Source organism: Streptomyces sp. NPDC093109, assembly GCF_040701725.1.
GTDB lineage: Bacteria > Actinomycetota > Actinomycetes > Streptomycetales > Streptomycetaceae > Streptomyces.
Window position 1 is genome coordinate 18,924 of record NZ_JBFBEZ010000051.1, and the last position, 23,389, is coordinate 42,312.

The 23,389-nt window shown below is 70.7% G+C and carries 21 protein-coding genes and 1 tRNA gene; 6 read left to right on the top strand and 16 right to left on the bottom strand.

All coding sequences use genetic code 11. The features are described 5' to 3' along the window. Positions 1-37: 37 nt before the first annotated feature. Entirely contained in the window at positions 38-772 is a 735-nt protein-coding gene (locus AB0389_RS32770) for a DUF4097 family beta strand repeat-containing protein (protein ID WP_366399202.1), read from the bottom strand. 233 nt (positions 773-1,005) lie between these two features. Between AB0389_RS32770 and AB0389_RS32775 the strand changes: the two genes are divergently transcribed. Beyond that, a tRNA-Val gene (locus AB0389_RS32775) sits at positions 1,006-1,080 on the top strand. Between the two features lie 65 nt (positions 1,081-1,145). Here AB0389_RS32775 and AB0389_RS32780 read toward each other — a convergent pair. From AB0389_RS32780 to AB0389_RS32810, 7 genes are all read right to left on the bottom strand, one after another. Further along, positions 1,146-1,784 (bottom strand): HAD family acid phosphatase, encoded by a 639-nt coding sequence (locus AB0389_RS32780; RefSeq protein WP_366399180.1) that lies wholly within the window; start codon positions 1,782-1,784, stop codon positions 1,146-1,148. Positions 1,785-1,962: 178 nt separating this feature from the next. Next, positions 1,963-2,355, bottom strand: coding sequence for a hypothetical protein (locus tag AB0389_RS32785; protein ID WP_366399181.1), 393 nt, complete (start codon positions 2,353-2,355; stop codon positions 1,963-1,965). 49 nt (positions 2,356-2,404) lie between these two features. Next, positions 2,405-4,213, bottom strand: a complete 1,809-nt coding sequence (locus AB0389_RS32790; protein WP_366399182.1) for a hypothetical protein — start codon at positions 4,211-4,213, stop codon at positions 2,405-2,407. 138 nt (positions 4,214-4,351) lie between these two features. Continuing rightward, positions 4,352-6,748, bottom strand: coding sequence for a glycoside hydrolase family 3 N-terminal domain-containing protein (locus tag AB0389_RS32795; RefSeq protein ID WP_366399203.1), 2,397 nt, complete (start codon positions 6,746-6,748; stop codon positions 4,352-4,354). Positions 6,749-6,879: 131 nt separating this feature from the next. Further along, positions 6,880-7,668 (bottom strand): carbohydrate ABC transporter permease, encoded by a 789-nt coding sequence (locus AB0389_RS32800; protein WP_366399204.1) that lies wholly within the window; start codon positions 7,666-7,668, stop codon positions 6,880-6,882. A gap of 74 nt (positions 7,669-7,742) precedes the next feature. Next, on the bottom strand, positions 7,743-8,729 hold the full coding sequence (locus AB0389_RS32805; protein ID WP_366399183.1) for a sugar ABC transporter permease: 987 nt from the start codon (positions 8,727-8,729) through the stop codon (positions 7,743-7,745). Between the two features lie 7 nt (positions 8,730-8,736). After that, positions 8,737-10,053, bottom strand: a complete 1,317-nt coding sequence (locus AB0389_RS32810; protein ID WP_366399184.1) for an extracellular solute-binding protein — start codon at positions 10,051-10,053, stop codon at positions 8,737-8,739. Positions 10,054-10,174: 121 nt separating this feature from the next. Between AB0389_RS32810 and AB0389_RS32815 the strand changes: the two genes are divergently transcribed. Together AB0389_RS32815 and hemC are read left to right on the top strand one after the other, a co-directional pair. Continuing rightward, positions 10,175-11,248 (top strand): LacI family DNA-binding transcriptional regulator, encoded by a 1,074-nt coding sequence (locus tag AB0389_RS32815; protein WP_366399185.1) that lies wholly within the window; start codon positions 10,175-10,177, stop codon positions 11,246-11,248. A gap of 97 nt (positions 11,249-11,345) precedes the next feature. Next, entirely contained in the window at positions 11,346-12,290 is a 945-nt protein-coding gene (hemC, locus tag AB0389_RS32820; RefSeq protein WP_366399186.1) for a hydroxymethylbilane synthase, read from the top strand. Here hemC and AB0389_RS32825 read toward each other — a convergent pair. After that, positions 12,278-13,252: a hypothetical protein gene (locus AB0389_RS32825; protein WP_366399187.1), complete on the bottom strand. Its 975-nt coding sequence runs from the start codon at positions 13,250-13,252 to the stop codon at positions 12,278-12,280. The two genes, hemC and AB0389_RS32825, sit on opposite strands and share 13 nt — an antisense overlap. 50 nt (positions 13,253-13,302) lie before the next feature. After that, positions 13,303-13,899: a hypothetical protein gene (locus AB0389_RS32830; RefSeq protein WP_366399188.1), complete on the bottom strand. Its 597-nt coding sequence runs from the start codon at positions 13,897-13,899 to the stop codon at positions 13,303-13,305. 195 nt (positions 13,900-14,094) lie between these two features. Between AB0389_RS32830 and AB0389_RS32835 the strand changes: the two genes are divergently transcribed. Beyond that, positions 14,095-14,871 (top strand): GntR family transcriptional regulator, encoded by a 777-nt coding sequence (locus tag AB0389_RS32835; RefSeq protein WP_366399189.1) that lies wholly within the window; start codon positions 14,095-14,097, stop codon positions 14,869-14,871. Between the two features lie 82 nt (positions 14,872-14,953). Continuing rightward, positions 14,954-15,184 (top strand): DUF2277 domain-containing protein, encoded by a 231-nt coding sequence (locus AB0389_RS32840; protein WP_366399190.1) that lies wholly within the window; start codon positions 14,954-14,956, stop codon positions 15,182-15,184. Positions 15,185-15,214: 30 nt separating this feature from the next. Here AB0389_RS32840 and AB0389_RS32845 read toward each other — a convergent pair whose 3' ends face one another. The 5 genes from AB0389_RS32845 to AB0389_RS32865 all read right to left on the bottom strand — a co-directional run bounded on the left by AB0389_RS32845 (position 15,215) and on the right by AB0389_RS32865 (position 21,376). After that, the gene (locus AB0389_RS32845; RefSeq protein ID WP_366399191.1) at positions 15,215-16,843 is read right to left on the bottom strand and encodes an alpha-1,2-mannosidase; all 1,629 of its coding nucleotides are present in this window, start codon (positions 16,841-16,843) and stop codon (positions 15,215-15,217) included. Between the two features lie 144 nt (positions 16,844-16,987). Then, positions 16,988-17,650, bottom strand: coding sequence for a VTT domain-containing protein (locus tag AB0389_RS32850; RefSeq protein ID WP_366399192.1), 663 nt, complete (start codon positions 17,648-17,650; stop codon positions 16,988-16,990). A 180-nt stretch (positions 17,651-17,830) separates the two neighbouring features. Then, positions 17,831-18,331: a DoxX family protein gene (locus AB0389_RS32855; protein WP_366399205.1), complete on the bottom strand. Its 501-nt coding sequence runs from the start codon at positions 18,329-18,331 to the stop codon at positions 17,831-17,833. 80 nt (positions 18,332-18,411) lie between these two features. Further along, complete coding sequence (locus tag AB0389_RS32860) at positions 18,412-20,448, bottom strand: FAD/NAD(P)-binding protein (RefSeq protein WP_366399193.1); 2,037 nt, start codon at positions 20,446-20,448, stop codon at positions 18,412-18,414. A gap of 274 nt (positions 20,449-20,722) precedes the next feature. Further along, positions 20,723-21,376 carry an HNH endonuclease family protein gene (locus AB0389_RS32865; protein ID WP_366399194.1) on the bottom strand — a complete coding sequence of 218 codons (654 nt, stop codon included), beginning with the start codon at positions 21,374-21,376 and terminating at the stop codon, positions 20,723-20,725. A 443-nt stretch (positions 21,377-21,819) separates the two neighbouring features. On the opposite strand from AB0389_RS32865, the gene AB0389_RS32870 reads away from it, so the two are divergent. Next, positions 21,820-22,557, top strand: a complete 738-nt coding sequence (locus AB0389_RS32870) for an ABC transporter permease (protein WP_366399195.1) — start codon at positions 21,820-21,822, stop codon at positions 22,555-22,557. Positions 22,558-22,625: 68 nt separating this feature from the next. Here the strand turns inward: AB0389_RS32870 and AB0389_RS32875 are convergent, their stop codons facing one another. Beyond that, positions 22,626-23,360, bottom strand: coding sequence for an HAD-IA family hydrolase (locus AB0389_RS32875; protein ID WP_366399196.1), 735 nt, complete (start codon positions 23,358-23,360; stop codon positions 22,626-22,628). Positions 23,361-23,389 lie beyond the last annotated feature (29 nt).

Genomic DNA, 23,389 nt, shown 5'->3' on the forward strand with positions numbered 1-23,389 from the left:
CATTCTCCCACCAGGTATGAACGAACACACGGGCCGGTCAGTTCGCGGTTCGCACCGTGATCTTCCCGTTGTCGCTGCGCGCCTTCACCACGTGCGGGCTCGTCGCGTCCTTCTCCACATCGACGTTGACCGCGCCGTTGTCGCTGGACGTCGTCACCGCGTACGCGCCGCCCGGCGGCAGGGTGATCTCGGTCCCCCCGTTGTCACTGGCGGTGTCCACGCTGTCGGGCGCCTCGGTGAGCCCGAGCCGGATCGCGCCGTTGTCCGACCTGGCGGTCACGGTCCGCGAGGAGACGTTCCGCGCGGTGACGCTGCCGTTGTCGGTCTTGAGGTCGAGCGGTCCGCTGGAGTCCGCGACGGTGATCGCGCCGTTGTCCGAGACCAGCTTGAGCGCCGTGGTGAACCCGGTCGCCGTCACCTTGCCGTTGTCCCCCTCCAGCGTCACGGCGACCCCGCGCGGCACCTTCACCTCGTGCCGGGACGAGCAGTCGTTGGCGAGGCCGGTGCACTTCACCTTGAGCGTGAGCGTGGATCCGTCCATCTTCCAGACGCCGTTGGGCCCGCTGCCCAGCAGCACCCAGCCGTCGATCTGGCGCGTCACGTCGACCGAGGTCACATCGGCGGGCACGAGATCGATTTCGGCGTTCGAGGTGTCGATGGTCAGCGTCTTCCCCTCGAACGCGAACGACTTCTTCTCCACAGGCGCATCGGAGGGATCGCTCCCGCACCCGCTCACGAACAGCACGGCGGCCAGTGCCCCGCCCGCCGCCATGAGCGTCGTACGCGTACGGTCACGGCTTTTTCCGGCCACGGCGGAACCCCCGGGGTGTGTCTCGGCACGCGCCCGAACCCCTCGGCCGCCCCACCACCGTACGGACCCGGACCCCGCCCGCCGATCCGGCCGCCCACCGTCCCGGGGTGGGGATATCCCCCGTACGGTGGGCCCCGCCCGCACGCGGATTACGGCGGTCCCGCCTCCGCCATGTACGCTGTTCCCTCGTCCACGGGTGCGTAGCTCAGGGGTAGAGCGCCGCTCTTACAAAGCGGATGTCGGCGGTTCGAAACCGTCCGCGCCCACCATGGATTTACCGGGGAAGGCGGCCTTCGGCGTCGAAGAAGCCGCCGGGGGTGCGTGGCCCGCCGGGTCAGGAGAGCTGGCCGTCGTAGTCGGGGAGCTTGAAGGTACGTTCGGCGTGGCCGCCGGTCAGGTCCGTGGTGTTGTTGCCGATGTTGGCGATGATCGTGTAGCCGTTCTTCTCGATCTTCACCCGCTGGGCCGTCTTGAACGCGCTGACCTCGGTGAACAGGTCGAGGAACGAGCGGCTGTACAGGCCGTCCAGCGGATAGCCGACCTTCTTCAGGTTGTACTCGGTGATCGGCTGGATGAGGTCGGGGCGGGCCGAGACGAAGAAGATCTTGACGCCCCGGGCGTGGGCGAAGTTCGCCAGGGCGAGGGTCCTGCGGATGGCCGGGGTCGGGATGGCCGAGGAGTAGTCGGTCTCCAGGGACGTGTTGTCGATGTCCAGCACGATCGCGGGCTTCTCACCGGCCGGCGCGGCGGCGATACGGGCGGCGACATAGGCGTCGGCCTCGTCCAGGACGGTGGCGATATCGGCCTGCCACGTCGCGTAGTCCGGCTTCGCCGCCGCCACCGCGGTGGCGGTCGTCGTCGCGGTGGCCGTGGTGGGCGCCGCGGCCAGGGCGGGGAGGGCGGTGCCCGCGGCGAGTACCGCGGTGAGCGCCGCTGTCGTGGCGATGCTGCTGAGTCGGCCGAATGCCGCCATACCGGTCTCCTGGGGGTGAGGGACGGGGCTGAAGGGTCGACCGCATCGTGACAGCTACAGGTTACCGATGGGTAGAGTCCGGACGGACAAACATCGAACTCCCCATTCCCGCGAACCGTTCGGCGCGAAAGGGGAGTTCGGGGAGTTCAGGTGTTCAGGTGTTCCGGTGTTCAGGTGCTCAGCCGCTTACGATCGCCCGTACGCTCTCCTGCGCCGACGCCACCAGCGCCAGCAGCGCCGTACCGCTGCCCAGCAGCGCGCGGAGCCGCTCCAGACGGCCAAGGACGCGGTCCGGGTCCGGAGCCGCGGCGGTGAGGTCCTCCTCGGCCGCCGCCACCTCCGTCCTGGCCTCCGCCAGGGCATCCGGCGCGGTGGCGCTCTCCGCCGCGAGAGCGCGCCTCAGCTCCGCGACGCTGTCCAGCGCGGCACGCAGCGCCTCGGCGTCCACGGCCCCGCCGGGCAGCTGGTACGAGACCGCCCGTGCGTTCGGGCCCGCCGCCATGGAGCCCCCGCTGACCTTCGCGTTGCCGCCGATCACAATGCCTTCGTTCACCTGCGGGCCGTCGCCCATGGCGGGTCCTCCCGTCCGTCGTGTGCTGTGAAGTGGTGCCGCTCGTCCGTCACTTGGCGGCGCCCGGCGCCGGCGCCGGCCCGCCGGTCCCCATCGTCGTGGCCGTCGCACCCGTGCCCGCGGCGACGCTGCCGTTCACGGAACCGCCGTACATCATCACGCCGTTGTTGAGGATCGTCGTCCTGCGCGCGTCGAGGTCGCTGACGTCCAGGCCGTGCTCCGCGAGGAAGTTCAGGACGGAGCCCAGCACTTGGAGCTCGACCTGCTTGCCCGTTCTCGTCGCGTCGACGAACTGGAAGAAGTTGCGGTAGTCCGGCGACGCCGCCGCCTCGCGCAGGCTGAGATGCGCGCCGAAGTCGTACCGCTTGTCCCGCTCGATGGCCCACCTCTCCTCTTCCTCCCAGCGCCGCAGCCGCCCGGCCTCGCCCAGTTCGGACAGGACGTTGGGGACGGAGGCGAGCAGCACCGGGCCCGCGGCGAGCACGGATTCGGCCGCGCGCCGCGCGCTCTCCTCGGCGGTCTCGGTGGCGTGCAGCGAGTCGGCGACCCGGAACTCCTCCCTGACCGGCGCCAGCACCCTGGTGTCGGACTGGAGGTAGAGCGTGCCCCCGTTGACCGCGACCTGGACGAACACGGTGAGCACCAGATCGGTGTCCCAGCTGCGGATCTGCACGCACAGGCAGTGCCGCAGCGGGCCGTCGATCAGCCCGCGCGCCGCTGTGATCCGCTGGTGCGGCAGCCGGTCGGTGGGGCGCTTGAGGCCCGGCGCCGCCGCCGCGCCCCCGGGCCAGATCTCCGCAGGGGGGATCAGCGGGGTGCTGAGCAGCGCGGAGCCGTGCACGAAGACCTTCTCGCCGACCTCCAGCCCGGCGATGCCGTCCGCCGAGCCCGGGGTCCGCGCGGACAGCTCCGCGAGGTCGGCGCCGAGCCGGTCCACCAGATCGGACGTGGAGAACGTCACCGGCGGCGGCCGTTCGCCGGTGCCCGGCTTCCAGCCCTCCGGGACCAGCCGGTTCGCGAACGACCAGGAGCTGAAGCGCACGCCCGCCCCCACGAACGGCGTGTAGCCGCTGTAGGCGATCAGGTTCGCGTCGTCGCCCGTCGCCCCTGCCGCACCCGCCGCGCCTGCCGCGTTCCTCCTGGGCCGCTGGAGGCCGGGGCGCAGCTCCTGCCGTACGACGGCCCACGCGGCGGTGCGCTGCCGCCAGGTGAAGTACCAGGGGCAGCCGATCAGCAGCCCCATGGTCATGACGTATGTGGCGGCGATCGGCGGTGACCAGAGGATGAGCGGGCCGAACCAGCAGGCGATGAGCAGGATCGCGGCCTGGGTGGCCAGCGGCCGGGCGATCGCGGCGATCCGGGAGCCCTGCGGCTTCGTCAGATGGACCGGACCGGCCGACTCGACCGTCGGCTGCCCCTTCCGCGCGCGGAGCCGGCGCCGGCTGCCGGAGCCCAGTACGCCGGAGATCAGGGCGTAGAGGACCGTCACCCAGGGCGAGAGGAGCAGCGAGAACACGAATGCCGCGCTCACCCACCGGTCCCGCAGCCGCAGATCGCGCAGCGCCGCCTCGGCGTGCCGGGCCACCTCGTCCAGGTCGACCCCGTACGAGGGGGCGCGGGCCTTGATCCGCTCGAAGCGGGTCTCGGCGACGACCGTACGGGCGAACTCCTCGTAAAGGCGCACGCCGGTGCAGAGATAGCGGGTGGCGGAGTTCTGTTGGTCGAGATTCTCGCCGCCGGGCGACACGTTCGCGCCGGCCGCCGCGCCCGGTGAAGGACGCGGCGGCTGTAGCGGTGGCCGGTTCGGCGGCTGACGTGGTGGCTGGGGCGGATGGTTCGGCTGTGACGGTACGGTCATGACGTCCCCGTGATCTCTCTGGTGGATCCTCCTCGTACTGTGACGGGACAACGACTTTTCGGACAGTCCGAAAACGACCAACAGCGGGGCGCACGGGTGCACTTGGTGGCATTCAGGGGGCGCACGCGGCAGTGGTCGTCAGGGCAGCCGCGTGGCCTCCCGCGTGGCCTCCCCCGTGGTTTCCCCCGTGGTCTCCCGCGTGACGGTGAACTCCGCGTGCAGCTCCCTGGTGTGGTCCACGTGCCGTACGGGACCGGTGAGCGTGACGGCGGCGGTGAGCCGCACATCCGCGCTGGAGGCCGCCAACCGCAGCTCCAGCGCCCCCGGTTCGACGCGCCTGCGCCCGTCACGTCCGGTGAACGAGGCGAGGTCGGCCGGTACGCGCACCGCGATCCTGGCCCGCTCGTCCGGCTCAAGCGGCACCCGCGCGTAGCCGATCAGCCGCTGCACCGGCTGGACGGCCGAGGCCACGGGATCGTGCAGATACAGCTGGACGACCTCGGTGCCGGCCCGGCCGCCCGTGTTGCGGACGGCGAAGGACACCTCCAGCGCGCCGTCCGTACGGGCGGTACCGGCCCCCGCCGCCACCGTCAGCTCCGACCAGTCGAAGGAGGTGTACGACAGCCCGTGCCCGAAGGCGAATTCCGGGGTCGGGTCGATGTTCGAGACCTCGGTGAGCCGGGCCAGCGGGGCCGCCAGATACGTGGACGGCTGGGCGCCCGCCAGGCGCGGAACGCTCACCGGGAGCCTGCCCGACGGTTCGATCCGGCCGCTGAGCACCCCGGCGATCGCCGGAGTGCCCTCCTGGCCGGGGAAGAAGGACTGTACGACGGCCGCCGCCCCGGTGGCCGCCCGTCCCAGCGCGTACGGCCGGCCGGCCAGCAGGGTGACCACCAGCGGCGCCCCTGTCTCCCGGCAGACGTCCAGCAGCGCGTCCAGCAACGCGCCTTGTTCGCCCGGTAGTTCGAGGCTCTCGGCGTCGCAGCCCTCGCCGCTCGTACCGCGCCCGAAGAGCCCCGCGCGGTCGCCCAGGGCCGCGATGACGACATCCGCCCGCCGCGCCACCCGTACGGCTTCGGCGATCCCCTCCGTACCGAACGGAGCGTCGTCGCGCGTGATGCCCGTACCCGCCGCCCCGACGATCTCCGCGCCCGGGAACTCGGCCGCCAACGACTCGCGCAGCGTGGGCAGTTCGATGCCCGCCGGGGTGCCGGGGTGCTGGGAGCCGACATGGACGGGGAACGAGTAGCAGCCGAGGACGGCCGTCGGCGACTGCGCCTGCGGGCCGATGACCGCGATCCTGGCGGGCCCGCCGCCCAGCGGCAGTGTGCCGTCGTTGCGGAGCAGGATCACCGACCGCTCCGCGAGCCGGCGGGAGATGTCCCGGTGCGCGGGGGAGTCCAGGGTCACACTGCCGCGCAGCGCCTCCGGACCTCCGCCGGGGCCGCCGGGACCGTCGAGGCCGTCGAGGCCGTCGGGGCCCCGGCCCGTGAGCGCGCTGGGGCGTGGCGTCCAGTCCGGGTCCAGCAGGCCGAGATCCGCCTTCTGCGTCAGGACCCGGCGCAGCGCGCGGTCGACCGTCTCCTCCGCCAGCCGCCCGGCGGCGATCGCCGCCCGCAGGGGCTCCCGGAAGGTCTTGACGGTCGGCAGCTCCACATCGACGCCCGCGCCGAGCGCCATCGTGGCCGCCTCGCCCCAGTCGGCCGCCACCCCGTGCAGCGTCCTGAGGAAGTCGACACCGAAGTAGTCGGCGACGACCGTACCCTCGAATCCCCAGGTCTCGCGCAGCAGTTGGGTCAGCAGCTCCGGGTTGGCCGCGCAGGGCACCCCGTCGATGTCGTTGTACGCGTGCATCACGGACCGTACGCCGCTCTCCCGTACCGCCATCTCGAACGGCGGCAGCACCACGTCGGCCAGCTCGCGTGGGCCCATGCTCACCGGCGCGAGGTTGCGCCCGGCGCGCGAGGCCGCGTACCCGGCGAAGTGCTTCAGCGTCGCGACGATCCCGGCGGACTCCAGACCCCGCACATAGGCCGTGGCGACCGTCCCCACCAGGTACGGATCCTCGCCGATGGTCTCCTCGACCCGCCCCCAGCGCGCGTCGCGCACCACGTCGAGTACGGGCGCGAGCCCCTGGTGCAGCCCCACCGAGCGCATGTCGCGGCCGATCGCGCCCGCCATCTCCCGTACCAGCGCGGGATCGAAGGACGCGCCCCAGGAGAGCGGGACGGGGTACGTGGTCGCGCCCCACGCGGCGAAGCCGGCGAGGCACTCGTCGTGGGCCATCGCCGGGATGCCGAAGCGATTGGCCGCGACGATACGTTCCTGGGTACGCATCAGGGAGAGCGCGCCCAGGGCCGGATCGACCGGGACCGTGCCGAACGGCCGAGTCAACTGCCCGAGCCCGTAAGGGAGTAGCTCGTCCAGCGTCGGCGGTTTCTCCATGTTGTGCTGGTACGGGGCGACTTCGGCGCCGTCGGCGGACGCGCCGGCCCACAGACCGTAGAGCTGGGCGAGTTTCTCGTCGAGGGTCATGGCGGCGACGAGCGCTTCGACGCGCTCGGCGCGGGCGGTGCGTCGTACGGTGGGGCCCGTGGGTTCCGTACTGCCGTCGAGGGTCTCGTTGCCGAGTGTGTCGCTCCTGAGGGTGTCGCTCACGTTGTGGGTCACTTTCCTCCGACGCCCATCAGCCCCTGGACCAGGGCTCTGCGGGCAAACAGATAGACGAACAGGACGGGCAGTGTGGAGAGGACCACGGCCGCCAGCAGACCGGGGATGTCCACCCCGTGCTGGGTCTGGAAGTCGTACAGACCGAGGGTGAGCACCTTCGTCTCCTCGGACTGGGTCAGCACGAGCGGGAAGAGGAAGCCGTTCCACGCCTGGAGCGCGGAGAACACGACGATGGTCGCGATACCGCCCTTGGAGAGCGGGACGACGAGCTGGAAGAAGACCCGCCGGGTGGTCGCGCCGTCGATGGCCATGGCCTCGAACAGCTCGTTCGTGATGTCGCGCATGGTGCCGGTGAGGATGAGCACGCAGACGGGCAGACAGAACGCGGCCGTGGGCAGGATGACACCGATGAGGTTGTCGTACAGCCCGGCCTTGCTGATCACGTAGAACATCGGCACGATCACCGCCTGCGCGGGGATGGCGAGCCCCAGCAGGAAGACCCGGAAGACCCGGGAGGTGGCGAGACCGCGGTTGCGGACGATGGCGAAGGCCAGCGGCGGCACGAGCAGGCACACGAGCGCGACGACGCTCGTGGTGACCACGACGGTGTTGAGGAAGTAGCGGCCGAAGCCGCTGGAGAAGTCCTGGGTGTAGTTGGAGAGGGTGAGGTTGCGCGGCAGCGAGAGCGGGCCGCCGGCGGTGTAGTCGGGGCGGGACTGGAGGGTCGCCGCGATCATCACGTACAGCGGCAGCGCGACGAGGCACAGCCAGAGGAACACCCCCATTCCGGCAAGGTAGTTGGGACGGCCGCGCGTGACGGAACGGCGTGGGGTCGCCGGACGGCGGGTGGTGGTGCGGGTCACATCCCCTCCTTCGTGCCGGACATCCGGTCGTAGCCCGACATCCGTACGACGACCAGCGAGATGAGCGTCGCGACGACGACCAGCAGCAGCGCGATGGCCGAGCCGACGCCGAACTCGAAGCCCTTGAAGGCCTTTTGGTACATGTAGAAGGCGGTGATGGTGGTGTCGGTACCGGGGCCGCCCTGGGTCAGGATCAGCACGGTGTCGAAGGTGGTGAGCCCGCCGACCACCATCAGGATCACGGACGTGATGATGGAGTTGCGCAGCTGCGGCAGGGTGATGTGGAAGAACTGCCGTACGGTCCCGGCGCCGTCGATCGCCGCCGCCTGGTAGAGGACCTCGGGGACCGCGCGGGCCGCGCCCTGGTAGATCAGCGCGTGCAGCGGCGTGAACTGCCAGGCGGCGACCAGGACGAGCACGGCGACGGCGCCGTCGCGCGAGCCCAGCAGATTGCCGTCGCCGAAGAGCCACCGCGCCTGCGCGGGCACCCCGAAGTTGGGGTCGAGCAGCGCCCGCCAGAGTACGGAGATGGCGGTGGCGGACAGCAGCAGCGGCACGAAGAAGACCGCCGAGAGCAGGGCCCGGTTGCGCTGCGGCCCGGCGGCCCAGACGCCGAGCAGGATGGCCAGCGGGGTCTGGGTCACCACACCGAGCGCGGTGAGCAGCACACTCAGCCAGAGACTCCTGATCATCACCGGGTCGTCCAGCAGCTTGACCCAGTTGTCCGTCCCGGCGAACCGCGGGTCGCCGAGCCCGTCCCAGGTGGTGAAGGACAGGACGGCGACCAGCACGAGCGGGACGAGGGCGAAGAGGCCGAAGAAGACGGTGGCGGGCAGGGCCCAGCCGAGACCGGGCCGGGCGACGGTGCTGCTGGGCGTACGGGACGCGGCCGGCGTACGGGAGCCGCGCGCGGGCGGCCGGCGGCGCCGCTCGCGGGGTCCGGCCGGGCCGGCGGGCGCGGCCGTATCGGTATCCGAGGTCACCGTTCAGTCACTCCGTGCTCAGGGCCTGCATGGCCTTGATGAAGCCGTCGGCGTCGAGGCGGCCGTTGACGAACTGCTGGACGGCCTGGTGCATCGGCGTGGCGTTCGTCTGGAGGTACGCCTGGTCCCACGACAGCTGGAAGGCGGGCGCCTTGTCGACCAGGTCGAACTGGTACTTGAGGTAAGCGGAGTTGTCGGCCGCGTCCAGGAACCCGGCGGTGTTCGTGGTCGTGGGGAGGTTGCCGATGGCCAGCTGCTCCTTCACGAACTCGTCGGAGTACATGAGCTTGAGGAAGTCGGCGATGGCGTCGGCGTGCTTGGTCTTCTTCAGCACGGAGTAGAAGTTGTTGGTGTTGCCGACGAGGTCGGCGGGGTCGCCCTTGCCGCCCTCGACGGTGGGGAAGGCGGTGTACCCCAGATCCTTCTTGGCGAAGTCGGGGCTGGTGTCCTGCTGGGTGGAGAACGCCCAGGAGCCCATCAGCTCGAAGCCGGCCTTTCCGGCGGCGAGGAGCGCGGGGGAGCCGCCGTCGGTGAACTTCACCGAGTCGTAGCTGGTGCCGAACGCGCCCGCGTCCACCAGCTCGCGCAGCATGGCGAGCGCCTTGCGGCTGTCCTCGCTCGCCCACGCCTCCTTGTCGCCGGCCAGCGCCTTCTTGAACAGCTCGGGTCCCGCGACCCGGTCGTACAGATACTCGAACCACATCAGGGTGGGCCACTGGTCGCCGCCGCCGAGCGCGATGGGGGTGACGCCCTTGGCCTTCAACTTCTTTACGGAATCCAGGAGTTCGTCCCAGGTGCGGGGCGGCTGGGTCCCCGCGTCGGCGAGTACCTTGGCGTTGTTGAACAGCAGCACCGGCTGGGTGCCGCGCATGGGGACGCCGTACGCCTTGCCGTCGACCTTGGCGGTGTCGAAGACGGACGGCAGGAAGCTGGACGCCAGCTTCGGCTCCTCGGCGATCATGCCGTCGAGCGGCAGCAGCAGATCGGCCTTGACGAAGGGCTGGATGGAGCCGCCGCCCCAGTTGAAGAAGACGTCGGGGGCCTGGGGGGTGTTGATGACGGTCTGGAGCTTCTGCTGGTAGTCGGCGCCGGGAACGGTGTCCAGGACGGCCTTGACGTCGGAGGTCTTGTTGAACGTCGCCACGATCCGCTTCTCGACCTTGTTGGCGGCGTCGCCGTAGACGAGTACGTGGAACTCCTTTGCGCCACCGGACGATCCGCTGCCGCCACCGCAGGCGGCGAGGCCCAGCCCGAGGGCGAGCACCAGTGCCGTGGTCCGCGATGTGGTTCGAGTAAGCCGTGCGCGATGTGTCAGCGTTGCCATCGTTCACCCCTCGAAAGTATCGGCTGCATTGCCGAAAGTATCTGGCGAGTGACCGTAGGACTCTCCTTCGGGGCGGTCAACAGTGCGGTCGCCGCGCAGCCAAACCGTTATCCTTCAGTCCATGCGTGATGAGACGAGTGCAGGCCGGGTCACCCTGGCTCAGGTGGCTTCGCAAGCCGGGGTATCTCTTTCGACAGTTTCGAAAGTCCTCAACGGGCGCCCCGATGTCTCCGCACCGACCCGGGTCAAGGTCGAGGAACTGCTCGAAAACCACGGCTACCGGCGCTCCACGCCCACCGCGCCCGAGGCGCCGCTCATCGAGATCGTCTTCCACGAGCTGGACAGCACCTGGTCGATGGCGCTGATCAGGGGCGTCCAGAACGTCGCCAAGGAGACCGGCGTGAGCGTCGTCCTCACCGAGACCGGCACTCGCCACTCACCCGGCGCCGACTGGGTCGAGGGCGTGCTGCGGCGCCGCCCGCTGGGGGTCGTCCTCGTCTTCTCCACGCTCCCCGACGACCTCAAGAAGAAGCTCTGGTCCCGGGCCATCCCGTTCGTGATCATCGACCCGGCGGGCGACCCGGAACCCGACGTACCGTCCGTCGGCTCGGCGAACTGGGCGGGCGGTCTCGCCGCCACCCGCCACCTCATCGAACTCGGCCACCGCCGCATAGCCGTCATCACCGGCCCCGAGGACATGCTCTGCTCCCTGGCCCGCCTGGACGGCTTCCGCTCGGCGATGGGCATGGCAGGCCTTACCCCGGACCCGGCCCTGACCCGCTTCGGCGACTTCCACGTACGGTCGGGCCACGCCCACGCGCTGGACCTCCTCCGCGCCCCGGCCGGCACCCGCCCCACCGCGATCTTCGCGGGCAGCGACCTCCAGGCCCTGGGCGTCCTGGAGGCGGCCCGCGTCCTTGGCCTGCGCATCCCGGAGGACCTCTCGGTCGTCGGCTACGACGACATTCCCCCGGCCCAGTGGTCCAGCCCCGCCCTCACCACCGTCCACCAGCCCCTGGTCGAAATGGCCGAGGAAGCCGCCCGCATGCTCCTGCGCCTACGCCGAACCGACCGCGCGGACCGTACGGGAGGCCCGGCAGCCCAGCCCTCGGGCGCCGACCAGGCGGACACCCGCATCGAGTTCGGCACACGCCTGGTCGTACGCGACAGCACGGCGCCGCCGCCGGGCGCGTAATCGCCGTTGCCGACCTGATGTCTGCATAGGCGCGTCACCGTAAAACGTAATCTGGTGGTGACTCTGTCAGCCCTTCCGGAAGTGGGCCGATCGTCCCGTGACCACCATTGTTATCGGCTCGCGTGCCAGTAACCTGGCCAAAGCGCAGGTGCGCGCATTCCTTGCCCCGCTTCGTGAGCGCTTTCCGGAAGTGAGTTTTGCCCACCGAGTGATTCTCGAAGCAGGGGACAGGGACCGGAGGTCGCCTCTCCCCGGCGTATCGGCGGTCAACGGTGGCTCGGCGTTCAGCTCCGAGCAGGAAGCGGCGTTGGCACGGGGCGATGTGGACGCCGTCGTCCACTCCCTGAAGGACCTTCCGACCGCCAACCCGCCCGGCCTTGTGTTGCTGCCACCACCCGGACGTGAGGACGTACGGGACGCGCTCTGCGGATCGACCCTCGCTGGGCTGCGGCAGGGTGCGCGGGTCGGAACCGGTGCGCCCCGTCGCATCGCTCAACTTCTCGCCGTACGCCCCGACCTTGAATTGGTGCCCATACGGGGGAATGTTCCGCCACGCCTCAAGAAGATCGAGACAATGGGTCTCGACGCGGTCGTCCTCGCGGTCGCGGGACTGCGCCGCCTCGGCCTGGAGGGATCTGTCGGGGAAATTCTCCCGCTCGATCTCTTTCCGCCGAGCCCCGGACAGGGGGCGCTGGGAATTCAGGTCCGTGAAGACAATGCGGTAGCCCGGGAAATCCTCTCCACCACCGGAGATCTCGCCGTCGACGCTCATGTACGTGCGGAACGGGCGCTGCTCGCCGAATTGCACGGCGGGTGCAGTGTGCCCGTAGGCGCGTATGCGGAAAGCCGGCCGGACGGACAGCTCTCACTGACCGCCCAGGTGACGTCCCTGAACGGGACGGAACGCGTGTCCGGCACGCTTGCCGGATCCTCCGCGGAGCCGGAGAAGCTGGGCGCGGCCCTGGCCACCGAACTCATCGGGCAGGGCGCGCGTTCGATCCTGGACGCGGTTCGGTCCGCCGACCGGGATCAGTTGAGCTGACGGGCGATGTCAAGCGCGGCATAGGTCACGCTCGCGCTCGCTCCCGCGCGCTTGAGCATGGTCAAGAGTTCTACCAGTCGACGAATGTCACGCTTACCCGTACTCGGGTCGATGTGAGTCAAGGTGTTGTACTCCCCGGAGACCGAGAACGGGAAGAGCGGAGCGCGGGTCATGCTCCGGAGCGTCCCGAGTACGTCGGCGGTGAACATGGCGGGTTCGAGTAGCAGCATGTCGGCGCCATCGGCTTCCATGCGTAACGCGGTGTCGATGAACTGGTCGGCGCGGCCCGGGTTGATCTGGAACTCCCGGTCCGTGCCTGCCTTCGGGGTCGCACCCATGGTGAGCCGGAACCCGTCGTACAGACTGGACCAGAAGATCACATGCGGCATGACGGACACTCCTTCGTGTCCGGTCTCGTCGAGTGCGAGCCGCACGCCCCCGGTGGTGCCGAGCACCATGGAGGCGGGGCCAACGATGTCCGCGCCGGCTTCCGCGTGCGCGACTGCCTGCCGGGCAGTCACTTCCACCGTCGCCGCCACATCCGGCCGCCCGTGTGCCCCGGTGAGGTAGCAGACCCCATCACTGGTGTACGAGCACAGACACGTCTCCGTCATAACGGCGATGGACGGTGCGGCGTCCTTGACCGCGTGGACAGCGCGGGCCATCAGGGAATCGGCGGCGAGTGAGATCTCCCCTGTGGCGTCCCGATCTGCCGATTCGGCGAACAACTTCACGGACCGGATACCAAGGGTGGCGGCCTCCCGCATCGTGGCGGGAATCCGCTCGACTGTCACTGTGGGCATGGGCCTGTCGGCGGGCCCCGCAGTCACGAGCAGAACCATGGAGAGGTCGGCGGGGGTGAGCGTCTGCGGCTCCAGCAGGCTCCGGACTGCCGGGCGGCTCCGGAGCGGGCTCGTTGTCCCAGTGGCGCTGCGGCGGTGTGGTGTTGTGGTGAGAGGCATGTTTCCTCTTTCCTCTGTTCGGTGTCTGGCGACTTGGTTCAGCCCACCGCCTATGCGGTGTAGGACTCCAGGCTGGTGATCCTGAACTCACGGAGCCGCATGATGAGTTGTCCGGCCCGGAGCCAGTGGATCCGGGGGTCGCCGAAGGCGACTTCGGTCACCTCGGTGGCGACGGGCGCCGGATATCCCGGGCGGTAGAACGCGCCTCGCACTCCGGCGAGTTCGAAAGCGCGGGCCCGGAGGGGGACGTACCGCTCACGCAGGTGCGGGCAGGAGCGGACGGACTTAACCGCGCATGGCATGCACAGCGGCGGGTGCGTTGTGTTGAGATCGGTGGTCCAGAAGCCGGGGTCGCCGGGGTCCTCGCCCAGCAACCAGAGCACGCCGTCGCTGTCGCGGTCGGCGGGACGGCCGCAGACCTGGCAGAGCAGCTCCCGTATGGCCCGCTGCTGCCGCAGCGCATGGACCCGGCCGAACTCGGGCCGGCCCTTGCCGGGGAGGGCCGGGACCCGGGTCCACAGCACGCCGTTGCTGTCGCGGTCGTAGGGCCGCTCGTCCGCATAGCCGATGCCGCGGCCCTTCGCGACGACGCGTAGGGCAGGTGCTTCTTCGGCGCTCCACTTGGTGATGTAGGGGACCGGACTCATCGTCGGACCTCCTCCAGTCGCAGGAGTGCTGGTCTTGGGTGGTGGCATGGAAGCCCCTAGGGTCAACCGTGATACGTGCTACGTAGCACGTAGCGTTTAGGCGAGTAGAGCACTCCGTGCCGGGAGCGGTCAAGGTGCTACGTGCTACCTAGCCCCTTCAGGTGCTACGTGCCACCTGTCGGTTACGGTGACCCCATGCCTGTAAATCCATCCCGTAGCCAGTACCGACAGGCGGCCGATTTGATTCGCGCCGCCATTGAGGGTGGCGACTACCCGCGCGGTGAGGCTTTGCCGCGCGAGGACAATTTGGCGGAGAAGCTCGGCGTAGACCGCAGCACCATCAATCGAGCCCTGCGAATCCTCGCGGCGGAGGGACTTGTCCAGCCGATCCGTGCGAAAGGAACCATTGTGAATGCAATCCCTCGTATCAGGCGGAACGCAGTCGCTCGCTACGCGCGTGAAGCCCGGGAGCGCTCAGGGGCGCGAGGTCCGTTCGAGACGGAGATCCGGGGCCTTGGGATGACACCGAAGACGGTCGTGGAGGTCAGCCGCTCGGCGCCGCCGTCGAACGTGGCGGGCATTCTCGGTCTGTCCGCAGACGACGTCAGTACGGTCAAGCGGTCCCGGCGCATGTTCGCGGACGAGACTCCGGTTCAGCTTGCCGATTCCTACATCCCGTTGGATCTCGCCGCAGGCACCGCGATCGAGTCCGAGAACAGCGGTACCGGCGGGATCATCTCCCGGTTGGCCGAGATCGGTCATGCGCAGGTGCGGATCACCGAGGAGATCGATGTCCGGCCGCCGACTCCGGAGGAGGCCACGTTCCTGGGCCTCAGCGAGGACCACCGCGTGTACGCGATCACTCATGTGGGCTGGACGGCTGAGGATCGGGCGGTTGAGGTCTGCCTCCACGTCATGCCCACGCACCTGTGGACGCTGGAGTACGAGTTTCCGGCCGATACGCCGGCGTGAGTTCTGGATTTCAAGAAGACCTCGGAGCCACATGGTTCCGGGGTCTTCCCTGTGTGAGGGCACCGTCGGCGACACTGGAGGTATGTGCCGCAGTATCAAGACCCTCCGTCCGCCCGTGCTCCCCGGTGAGGCCACCGAGGACGACATGCGGGCCGCCGCGCTTCAGTACGTACGTAAGGTGTCCGGCTTCCGGGCGCCCGCCGCGCACAATCAGGAGGTGTTCGAGCGGGCCGTCGAGGAGATCACGGCCGCCACCGCCCGGCTCCTCGACGGGATCGAGGTCCGGGGGCGGCGGGGGCAGGGGGTGGCCTGAGGGTCAGGGGGTGCTGAGGTACTCCGAGGGTCAGGGGGTGCGGAGGTACTCCGCCAGTTTCCCCAGCAGGCGCGCGGCGCTGTCCAGGCCCTGGGCGGTGTCCGTCAGGTCTCCGGGCAGCAGTTTCTCCCGCGGGATTTCCCCCTCGGTGTCGGACTCCGGGCCCGGGACCGTCGTGCCCCGGTACCCGGTGGGCGTCTTCCCGGCCGGGCCGTAGTAGCCGATGAAGTCGGCCGTGGGGGACGCGTCGGACGCCGGAGTCCTGGTGGGGCCGGCCAGGAGCTGTACCCGGCTGAGCTGGAGTTCGCCGCTCCCGGCGTTGTCGGTGATGCGCAGCCGGTAGCGGGTGTAGGCGGTGGTGTTGGCGAAGGGGAAGTCCCTCGTCTCGAAGCGGTGCGCGAAGCGTTCGCCGGTACGGGTGTCGACCGTCGTCCACGTACGGCCGTCGTGCGAGCCCTGGAGCTGCCAGTCCCTCGGATCGCGGCCCGGGGAGTCGTTGGCGGTGGTCAGCAGGTACGACGCGACGGCGGCCGGGTGCTGGAGGGTGAAGTCCAGCTCGGCGTTGTCCTCGTGCACCAGCCACTTGTTCCGGGACTTGCCGAGCAGATTGCGCGCGACCTCACCGCCGGCCGTGAACTCGTCACTCGCCTCGACGTCGACGATGGTGTCGGTGATGTCGCGCAGCTCGCCGGGCGCGGGTGCGGCGGGCACGGCGGAACCGGCGGGGCCGGCCGCCATCGCGACGTGGGCGGTCAGGGTGACCGAGGCCGCGTTTCCGCGCCGGTCGGTCCACGACACCCGCTCCACGGGTGTCGCCCGGCCGTCGTCGAGCAGGATCCGCAGCTCACCCGAGGGGCGCCAGTCGCCGTCCTGCCCCTCCTCGGTGGAGAACCGGTGCGGCGCGACGTCTCCGGTGCCGTCGGGGTAGGCCGAGCGGTCCGTGAGCGTGCCACGGAGCTCGCCGGTCTCGCCGTCGGCGGCCCGGTAGTGACCGTGGAAGCCCGACATGTCCGCCCGCAGTGCTATCGCCGTATCCGCGCCGTCCGTCCCGCGCCAGGAGAGCTGCGCGGGGACCGCCCGGTCGCCCCGGTCGATGTGGAAGAGCAGCCGTGGAGCGGGGCCCCACACCGCGGAGCCGACCGGGCGCCGTTCGGTGCCGAACGCGAAGACCGACCGGATGCTCGACCTGGCCGCCATGGCGCGCCGGGCGCGGCCACTGTCCTCGGCGGGGTCCAGGGTGACGGCGGACAGCCGGAGCAGCCCCTCCTCGCCGGCCGGGCCGCGTATCTCCAGGATGTTGTCGCCCGGCGCCAGCAGCTCTTCCGGGAGGGACAGGACCCTGTCCAGCGGGGCGTTGTCCCCGCCGGCCTCGGGGAAGGTGAGTCCCTCCGCCACGGCCTTGCCGTTGAGCAGGACATCCATGGGAACGCTCGCCCCGAGGGTCGTTACGGTCAGGACCGCCCCTGCGGACCCGGCAGCCATGGCGACCCCGGCGGCCTCGTCACGTATGTCCGTTCCGTCCGCCGTGAAGTCCAGCTTGATGTATCCGCCGGAGCCCAGCGCGAGATGCGAGGGCGCGACCCCGCACCGGTGGTACTCCACGACGGCGTTCGACAGCCGGGCCGGAGTGGTGGAGAAATCCGCGAAGACCGGTTCCATGAGTGTCCCTCGGTAGTTCAGCAGTCGTCATCCCGGCGGTTGGCCGCGACGGCGATCCGGGGAACGGACAACTCCCGCCCCCTGATACCGAGAAGCTATCGGCACCCACTGACAGGACGGGCGGAACAACGGACAGGACAGGGGTTACGCCGGGGACGCGGCTCCCGGGTCGGCGCCCGGCCTGCGGATGAAGTACGCCGCCAGAGAGCCCGCCGCGAAGAGCGCCAGCACGGAGACCGCCGTACCGAGCCAGCTCGCGCCGAGCCACTGGCCGCCGAGATAGCCGAGGCCCGCGCTGTAGCCCGTCCAGGCCACGGCGGCCAGCGCCGACCAGGGCAGGAACTCCTTGAGGCGGCGGTGCGCCACGCCCGCGCTCAGGGAGACCACCGAGCGGCCGGCCGGCGCGAAGCGGGCGATGACGACCAGGACGCCGCCACCCGCGCTGAGCGCGCCGCCCAGGCGTTCCTGAGCGGTCGTCAGCCGACGGGAGCGGGCGATCGTACGGGCAACCCGGCCGTCGCGGCGCCGCGCCAGCCGGAAGGCGACCAGATCGCCGAGTACGGACGCCGTGAACGCGCACAGCATCACCAGCAGCAGCGACGGCACCTCCCGCACCTGCGCCTGCGCGACCTTCCCGGCCGCGCCCGCGACCGCGACCGTCGTCGAACCGGCCGCCGCGGCCGTGGCCGCGGTGATCACCAGAACGCCGCTGGGCAGCAGGGGGAGGAAGACGTCCAGCAGTACGGAGAGGGCGACGACGGCGTAGATCCACGGGCTGCCCGTCAGCATCCCCAGACTCTCGACCACCTGTAACACACCCCGCCCGTCGCCCGTTGGCAGCGCCTCGGCATCGCAGGGAGCGGCAGTGGCGGCTGCAACCATACAGCGTACGCGTGTGCGGTTCGAGGGGTGCGGGCGGGTCCTGGCACGGCTGCGCCCGGCCCGCCACAGAGGCGGGCCGGGCGAACGTACGAGCAGGTCAGGCGGTTACGCGGGGATCGACGTACGGTCGTTCCCGCCGTCCCGCACCGACTGTCCAGGACCGCCGCGCGAACCGAACAACTGGTCCAGTGCGAACGCGCCCGGGCCGGTGAAGACGATCAGCAGGAACGCCCAGCTGAACATGGCGGACAGCTCGCCGCCGTTCTGGATGGGGAAGAGGCCGCCCTCCTGGTGGACGCTGAAGTACGCGTACGCCATGGCTCCGGAGGCCACGAGCGCGGCCACCCGGGTGCCGAGGCCGAGCAGCACCAGCGCGCCGCCGACCATTTCGATGACCGCCGCGTACCAGCCAGGCCAACTGCCCCCGGCGGCCGTCTCCCTGCCGAAGGCGCCGAAGAGCGACCCGGCGCCGTGGCAGGTGAAGAGGAGACCGGTGACGATGCGGAACAGACCGAGCGCGTACGGCTGCGCCTGCTGGAGACGCGTGTTGAGGGAGGGGGTGGGGGTGGGGGGAGAGGTGGAAGGGGACGTGGAGGTGGAGTTCATGGGGGTGCTCATGTGGGGGGTGTACTCCTTCGATCAAAGGTCGGACCGGCAAGAAGCTCCGCCCCCCACGTTAGGCAGTCCTAATCAATGCTTGCAAGTTCAACTTCGTGTGGAGCGTCACGCGGGAGGTCGATTCGCGCCGTACGTTCCGGATCGTCCCCCACCCGCGTTCGCAAACCGGCACGCGCCACCGCGTCCGTGTCCGACAGCATGACCGAGTCGACCCCCGGCCGCGCGCCCGCCGCCGTCACCCAGTGCACCCCCTCCGTCGGCACGCCGATGGCGAACCGCCGTGGATGCGGCCGTCCCTGACGGTCCACCAGAAAGTACGGCCGCCGGGTGACGTCCAGCCCGCCGGTCTCGTATCCGCCCACCGTGTGCGGCCGGCACTGGCCCGTCTTCAGCAGTCGCGACAGCAAGGGATCGGAGTTGCGCCGGAGATCCGGTTCCGGCAGCCGCGCCTCCACCAGCGTCGTCGCCAGGACCAGCGACCCCGGCACGTCGGGGGACTCGGCGGTGAACGCGCCGTCCTGCGCGCGTACGGCCGTCCGCGGCCCGATGACGTCCAGCACCCCGGCCTCGACCAGCGCCGCCATCTCCTCGACGCGCCGGCGCGGCGGACCGATCGACAGGAACGCGTTCAACGGCGTGTACCAGCGGTCCAGATGGTCGCGCCGGGAGATACCGGAGAGCCCGGAGTGGTCCACGATCTGCCGCAGCTCGTTACGGAGGTCACGCAGGACGTCGAGGGCCGCCTTGACCGGACCCGCCACATTGCCCAGCACGGCCTCGGCCGCGTCCGCCCGCAGATGGGCCAGCAGCCAGGCGCGGTGGTCGGCCGGGTCGAGGAAGGTCTCCGTACCGTACGGCCGCGAGATCAGCTCCCACGACCAGCGGTCCGCCGGGCCGAAGCCCGCGTCGTCGAGCAGGGCGCACTCGTCGGCGCTGCCGTGGGGCGTCGCGAGGAAGCCGGCGAGGAAATCGGCCAGATACCGCTCCGGGGGGCGGCTGTCGGGGGTGGACTTCCGCACGCGTAGCGTCGTGCCGTAGAAGACCGCCTCCACCTCCTTCGCCACCAACGGCCATATCTCGCGCAGGAAGTCCGGCGGATCGCCGCCGTCCGCGCGCTCGCGGAACCCCGCGATCACCTCGGGCGTCAGCACCAGCGGCTCGTGCCGCCCCGACGGCCCCTTCTCGTTGTCCCCCCGCGCCTGGTACGGCACCCCGCGCCGCGACCCCGCGTACAGCTGCGGCTCCCGGCCCGACGGGTGGTAGACGAGCACGCCCTCGGCGTCCCGGGTGAACAGGCCGCCGCGGCCCGCCGTCAGGAGCGCCATGTGGTCGAAGAAGTTCAGCCCGAGCCCGCGCAGCAGCACCGGTTCGCCCGCGGCGACCCCGGAGAGATCGACATCGGCGGGGTTGGCCGGCGGCAGATAGCGCAGCCGGTGGCGAGCCGCGTACCCGGCGAGCGTCGCCTCGGTCTGGCCGGAGACCACCGGGAGATGGCCCTGGGCGAGGACGACGGCACGGAGACCGGTGAGGGTCGTGCCGTTGTCGAGGGTCAGGGTCTGGGTGGGGGTGACGGTGTGGGTGGGGGCGGGATCCGTACGGCCGGCCTGTTCGTTGGTGTTGGTGTTGGTGTTGGTGTCTACGTTGGCGTTCGCGTCGTCGTCCAGCCGTACCGCCAGCGCCCGGTGCACCACCACTGTCACGTTCTCCGGGGCATCCGCCACCGTCCGGTGGAAGGCCCACTCCAGATATCGGCCGTACGCGGCCCGGCTCGGATAGTCGTCGGGGCCCAGGCGTTCTCCCGGGCGGGTCCTGGCCCACTCGTACAGGCTCGGCCCCGGACGTATCGGCCCCTCGCACGTGACGCTCTCGTCGGTGAAGACGGTGACCTGCGAGGCGACCGTGTTCATCAGCAGCTCGGCGGACTGGTCGGTGCGCCAGACGCGGCCCGCCCCCGGAGGCGCCGGATCTATCAGATGCACCGTCAGGGGTATGTCGGGTGCCAGCTCGGGGACGGAAGCGCAGAGTCTCTCCAGGACCGAGGTGCCGCGGGGGCCGGCGCCGACGACGGCGATCGAATGGGGCTGAGGCTGCCGTACGTCGGACAAAACGGTGACTCCCGGGGCATGGGGGTTACGGGATGCGGATGGTCCGCTCATCATGCCGTTGGTGCACCGGGAGTTCGAACCCTTGGGAGAAGGATCACGTGGTGTGGGAATGATCACTCGGGGAGGGAGTGGCCCGAGTGCCGGGGAGCTCTGCTGTACCGTGCCCGGTTTCGTCGTGCTCGGTACGCTCGGTGCCCTCCGGGGATGTTCCGCACCGTACGTGCACGGCGCGGGGACACCCCCGGAGGGCTGTGGGGGGAACCGGGACGGTCTGTCAGCAGCCGCTGAGGACGCTGGTGAGCTTGGTCTTCTCGGCCGAGTCGACGGTGAGCTTGTAGTAGTACTTCACCTGCACCCAGGCGCGGACGTACGTGCACTGGTAGGCGGTGCGCGTCGGCAGCCACGCGGCCGGGTCGCTGTCGCCCTTGGACCGGTTGGAGCTGGCCGACACGGCGATGAGCTGGGGGCGGGTCAGGTCGTTGGCGAACGCCTGGCGCTGGGCGGTGGTCCAGCTGCTGGCGCCGGAGCGCCACGCCTCGGCGAGCGGCACCATGTGGTCGATGTCGAAGCTGGACGAGGTGGTCGTGGTGGCGCCGTCGTACTCGGAGTACCAGCTGCCGCTGACGGCGGCGCAGGCGGAGTCCTGCACGACGTTCGTACCGTCACGCTTGAGTACGACCTCACGGGTGTTGCAGGTGCCCGACTGGGTGATCCAGTGCGGGAACAGGTCGCGGCTGTAACCGCTGGTGGAACCTTCCGCCGCCACGGTGAGCGTGCCGAGGTAGGTACGGGCGGTGGCGGCGGTCACCGGGGTCGGCATGGCCGCCACGGCGGCGGGTGCGGTGACCAGGGTGGCGACGAGCGCGAGGGCCGCCGTGAGCAGGAGGATGACGAGGCGCGGCATTTGACGCGCGTAGACACGTGACATGCGAACTCCCGTGAAGTGGGGGGAACCTGACATGGCGGTGTGGTGCGGGGATGTGTGGTGGTGCGGTGTGCGCGGCCTTACGGGCTGTGCGCCTTACGGGCCGTGCGGCGCCGTGGCCCGGCCGCCATCGTGGGGGCGGTGGGTTTCCGGGGGGTGGGCGCCAGGTAACAGCGTGGCGACATGTTCACGTCACATCAAGGGGTTGCGGGTGCCCGGCTTTCCTGACGGGCGGGCAATTGGCGCTTAACCGGGCAAGGTTGGCGCGGTGGCGCTCCATCGCGAGCGGGGGCGCGGGCCGGTGCGCCGGGAGGGTGCGGGGGTGGGGTGCCGGGAGGGCGCGGGGTGGGGCGCCTGGAGGGCGCGGGGTGGAGGGTCTACCGGAGGAGCCTGCGCGTCCCTGATGTCCTGGATGTCCCGGACATCGCACCGCCTACAGTGGGCCCGTGCTGCTGCGGGTCGATTTCACGTTCGGGGTTGTGCTCGGCCTGCTCCTGGCCGTGGCCGTGACCGTCGCCGCGTTCGCGCATCTCGGGCGGGGCCGGGAGATGGCCGTCGCCGGGGTGCGCGCCGCGCTGCAACTCGGCGTGGTCTCGCTGGCGATCGGCTGGGTCATCGGCTCCGTACCGCCGCTGGCCGGTTTCGTCGCGCTGATGTACGTGGTCGCCGTACGGACCGCCGGGCGGCGGATCACCCCGAACCGGACCTGGTGGTGGGCGGCCCTGCCGATCGGGGCGGGGGTGGCGCCGGTGATGGCCCTTCTGCTGCTGACCGGGGTCGTACCGGCCAAGGGCATCGCGGTGATCCCCACCACCGGCATCCTCATCGGCGGCGCGCTCACCGCGACCGTACTGAGCGGGCGCCGCGCCCTCGACGAACTGCACGCGCGCAAGGGCGAGGTCGAGGCGGGGCTCGCGCTGGGGCTGCTCGACCGCGACGCCCGGATGGAGGTCGCGCGGCCGGCCGCGGGGGACGCGCTGCTGCCGGGGCTCGACCAGACGCGGACGGTGGGGATCGTGACGCTGCCGGGGGCGTTCGTGGGCATGCTGCTGGGCGGGGCGTCGCCGGTGCTGGCGGGCGCGGTGCAGCTCTTCGTGCTGGTGGCGCTGATGGCGGTGCAGGCGGTGGCGGTGAGCGTGGTGCTGGAGCTGGTGACCAGGGGGCGGCTGAACCGGGACGAGTGAACCGGGACGGGTGAGGCGGGGCGGCTGAACCGGGACGGGTGAGGCGGGGTCCGTGGCGCGGTACGCCGTCAGGCCGTCGGTACGGAGTCGGGCGCGGCCAGGTGCAGGTGCAGGGCGATGCCGCCGGACGGCAGAGCCGCCACCCGCAGCCGCGTGAGGTCCTCGATGTGTACGTCCGGGCGCATGTCCGCGGCGCGCGGGCCAACGCCGACCACGCGCATGCCCGCCGCGCGTGCCGCCAGGATGCCGGCCTCCGAGTCCTCGAAGACCACACAGTCCGCCGGGGTGATGCCCAGCGTGGCCGCGCCGAGGAGGAAGCCCTCCGGGTCGGGCTTGCTCGCCGTGACGCTCTCGGCGGTGACGCGGATCTCCGGCATCGGCAGGGCCGCCGCCGCCATCCGGGCACCGGCGAGCGCCGCGTCGGCGGAGGTGACCAGGGCGTGCGGCAGGCCGGCGAGGGCGGCCAGGAACGCGGGGGCGCCGGGGACCGGCACCACGCCTTCCGTGTCGGCCGTCTCCCTGGCGAGCATGGCGCGGTTGTCGGCGATGTTGTGTTCGGCCGGACGGTCCGGGAGGAGTACGGCCATGGTCGCGTGCGCCTGGCGGCCGTGCGAGACCTTCATGACCTCGTCGAGGGTGAAGCCGTTCTCGTCCGCCCAGACGCCCCAGGAGCGCTCCACCGCGGCGTCCGAGTTGACGAGCGTGCCGTCCATGTCCAGCAGCAGGGCGCGAGCGGTGAGGGCTGGCGCGGAGGCGGAGGCGGAGGCAGGGGTGGACGCGGGCGTGGTGGCGGTGGCCGTCATGGGCGGACTCCAGGGAGGGCGGTAAAGCG

Bases quoted from the DNA above. Each gene is read 5' to 3' on its own strand.
- AB0389_RS32770 (WP_366399202.1), bottom strand. From the start codon at position 772: ATGGCGGCGGGCGGGGCACTGGCCGCCGTGCTGTTCGTGAGCGGGTGC.
- AB0389_RS32780 (WP_366399180.1), bottom strand. From the start codon at position 1,784: ATGGCGGCATTCGGCCGACTCAGCAGCATCGCCACGACAGCGGCGCTC.
- AB0389_RS32785 (WP_366399181.1), bottom strand. From the start codon at position 2,355: ATGGGCGACGGCCCGCAGGTGAACGAAGGCATTGTGATCGGCGGCAAC.
- AB0389_RS32790 (WP_366399182.1), bottom strand. From the start codon at position 4,213: ATGACCGTACCGTCACAGCCGAACCATCCGCCCCAGCCACCACGTCAG.
- AB0389_RS32795 (WP_366399203.1), bottom strand. From the start codon at position 6,748: ATGACCCTCGACGAGAAACTCGCCCAGCTCTACGGTCTGTGGGCCGGC.
- AB0389_RS32800 (WP_366399204.1), bottom strand. From the start codon at position 7,668: ATGGGGGTGTTCCTCTGGCTGTGCCTCGTCGCGCTGCCGCTGTACGTG.
- AB0389_RS32810 (WP_366399184.1), bottom strand. From the start codon at position 10,053: ATGGCAACGCTGACACATCGCGCACGGCTTACTCGAACCACATCGCGG.
- AB0389_RS32815 (WP_366399185.1), top strand. From the start codon at position 10,175: ATGCGTGATGAGACGAGTGCAGGCCGGGTCACCCTGGCTCAGGTGGCT.
- AB0389_RS32825 (WP_366399187.1), bottom strand. From the start codon at position 13,252: ATGCCTCTCACCACAACACCACACCGCCGCAGCGCCACTGGGACAACG.
- AB0389_RS32830 (WP_366399188.1), bottom strand. From the start codon at position 13,899: ATGAGTCCGGTCCCCTACATCACCAAGTGGAGCGCCGAAGAAGCACCT.
- AB0389_RS32835 (WP_366399189.1), top strand. From the start codon at position 14,095: ATGCCTGTAAATCCATCCCGTAGCCAGTACCGACAGGCGGCCGATTTG.
- AB0389_RS32840 (WP_366399190.1), top strand. From the start codon at position 14,954: ATGTGCCGCAGTATCAAGACCCTCCGTCCGCCCGTGCTCCCCGGTGAG.
- AB0389_RS32845 (WP_366399191.1), bottom strand. From the start codon at position 16,843: ATGGAACCGGTCTTCGCGGATTTCTCCACCACTCCGGCCCGGCTGTCG.
- AB0389_RS32855 (WP_366399205.1), bottom strand. From the start codon at position 18,331: ATGAACTCCACCTCCACGTCCCCTTCCACCTCTCCCCCCACCCCCACC.
- AB0389_RS32865 (WP_366399194.1), bottom strand. From the start codon at position 21,376: ATGTCACGTGTCTACGCGCGTCAAATGCCGCGCCTCGTCATCCTCCTG.
- AB0389_RS32875 (WP_366399196.1), bottom strand. From the start codon at position 23,360: ATGACGGCCACCGCCACCACGCCCGCGTCCACCCCTGCCTCCGCCTCC.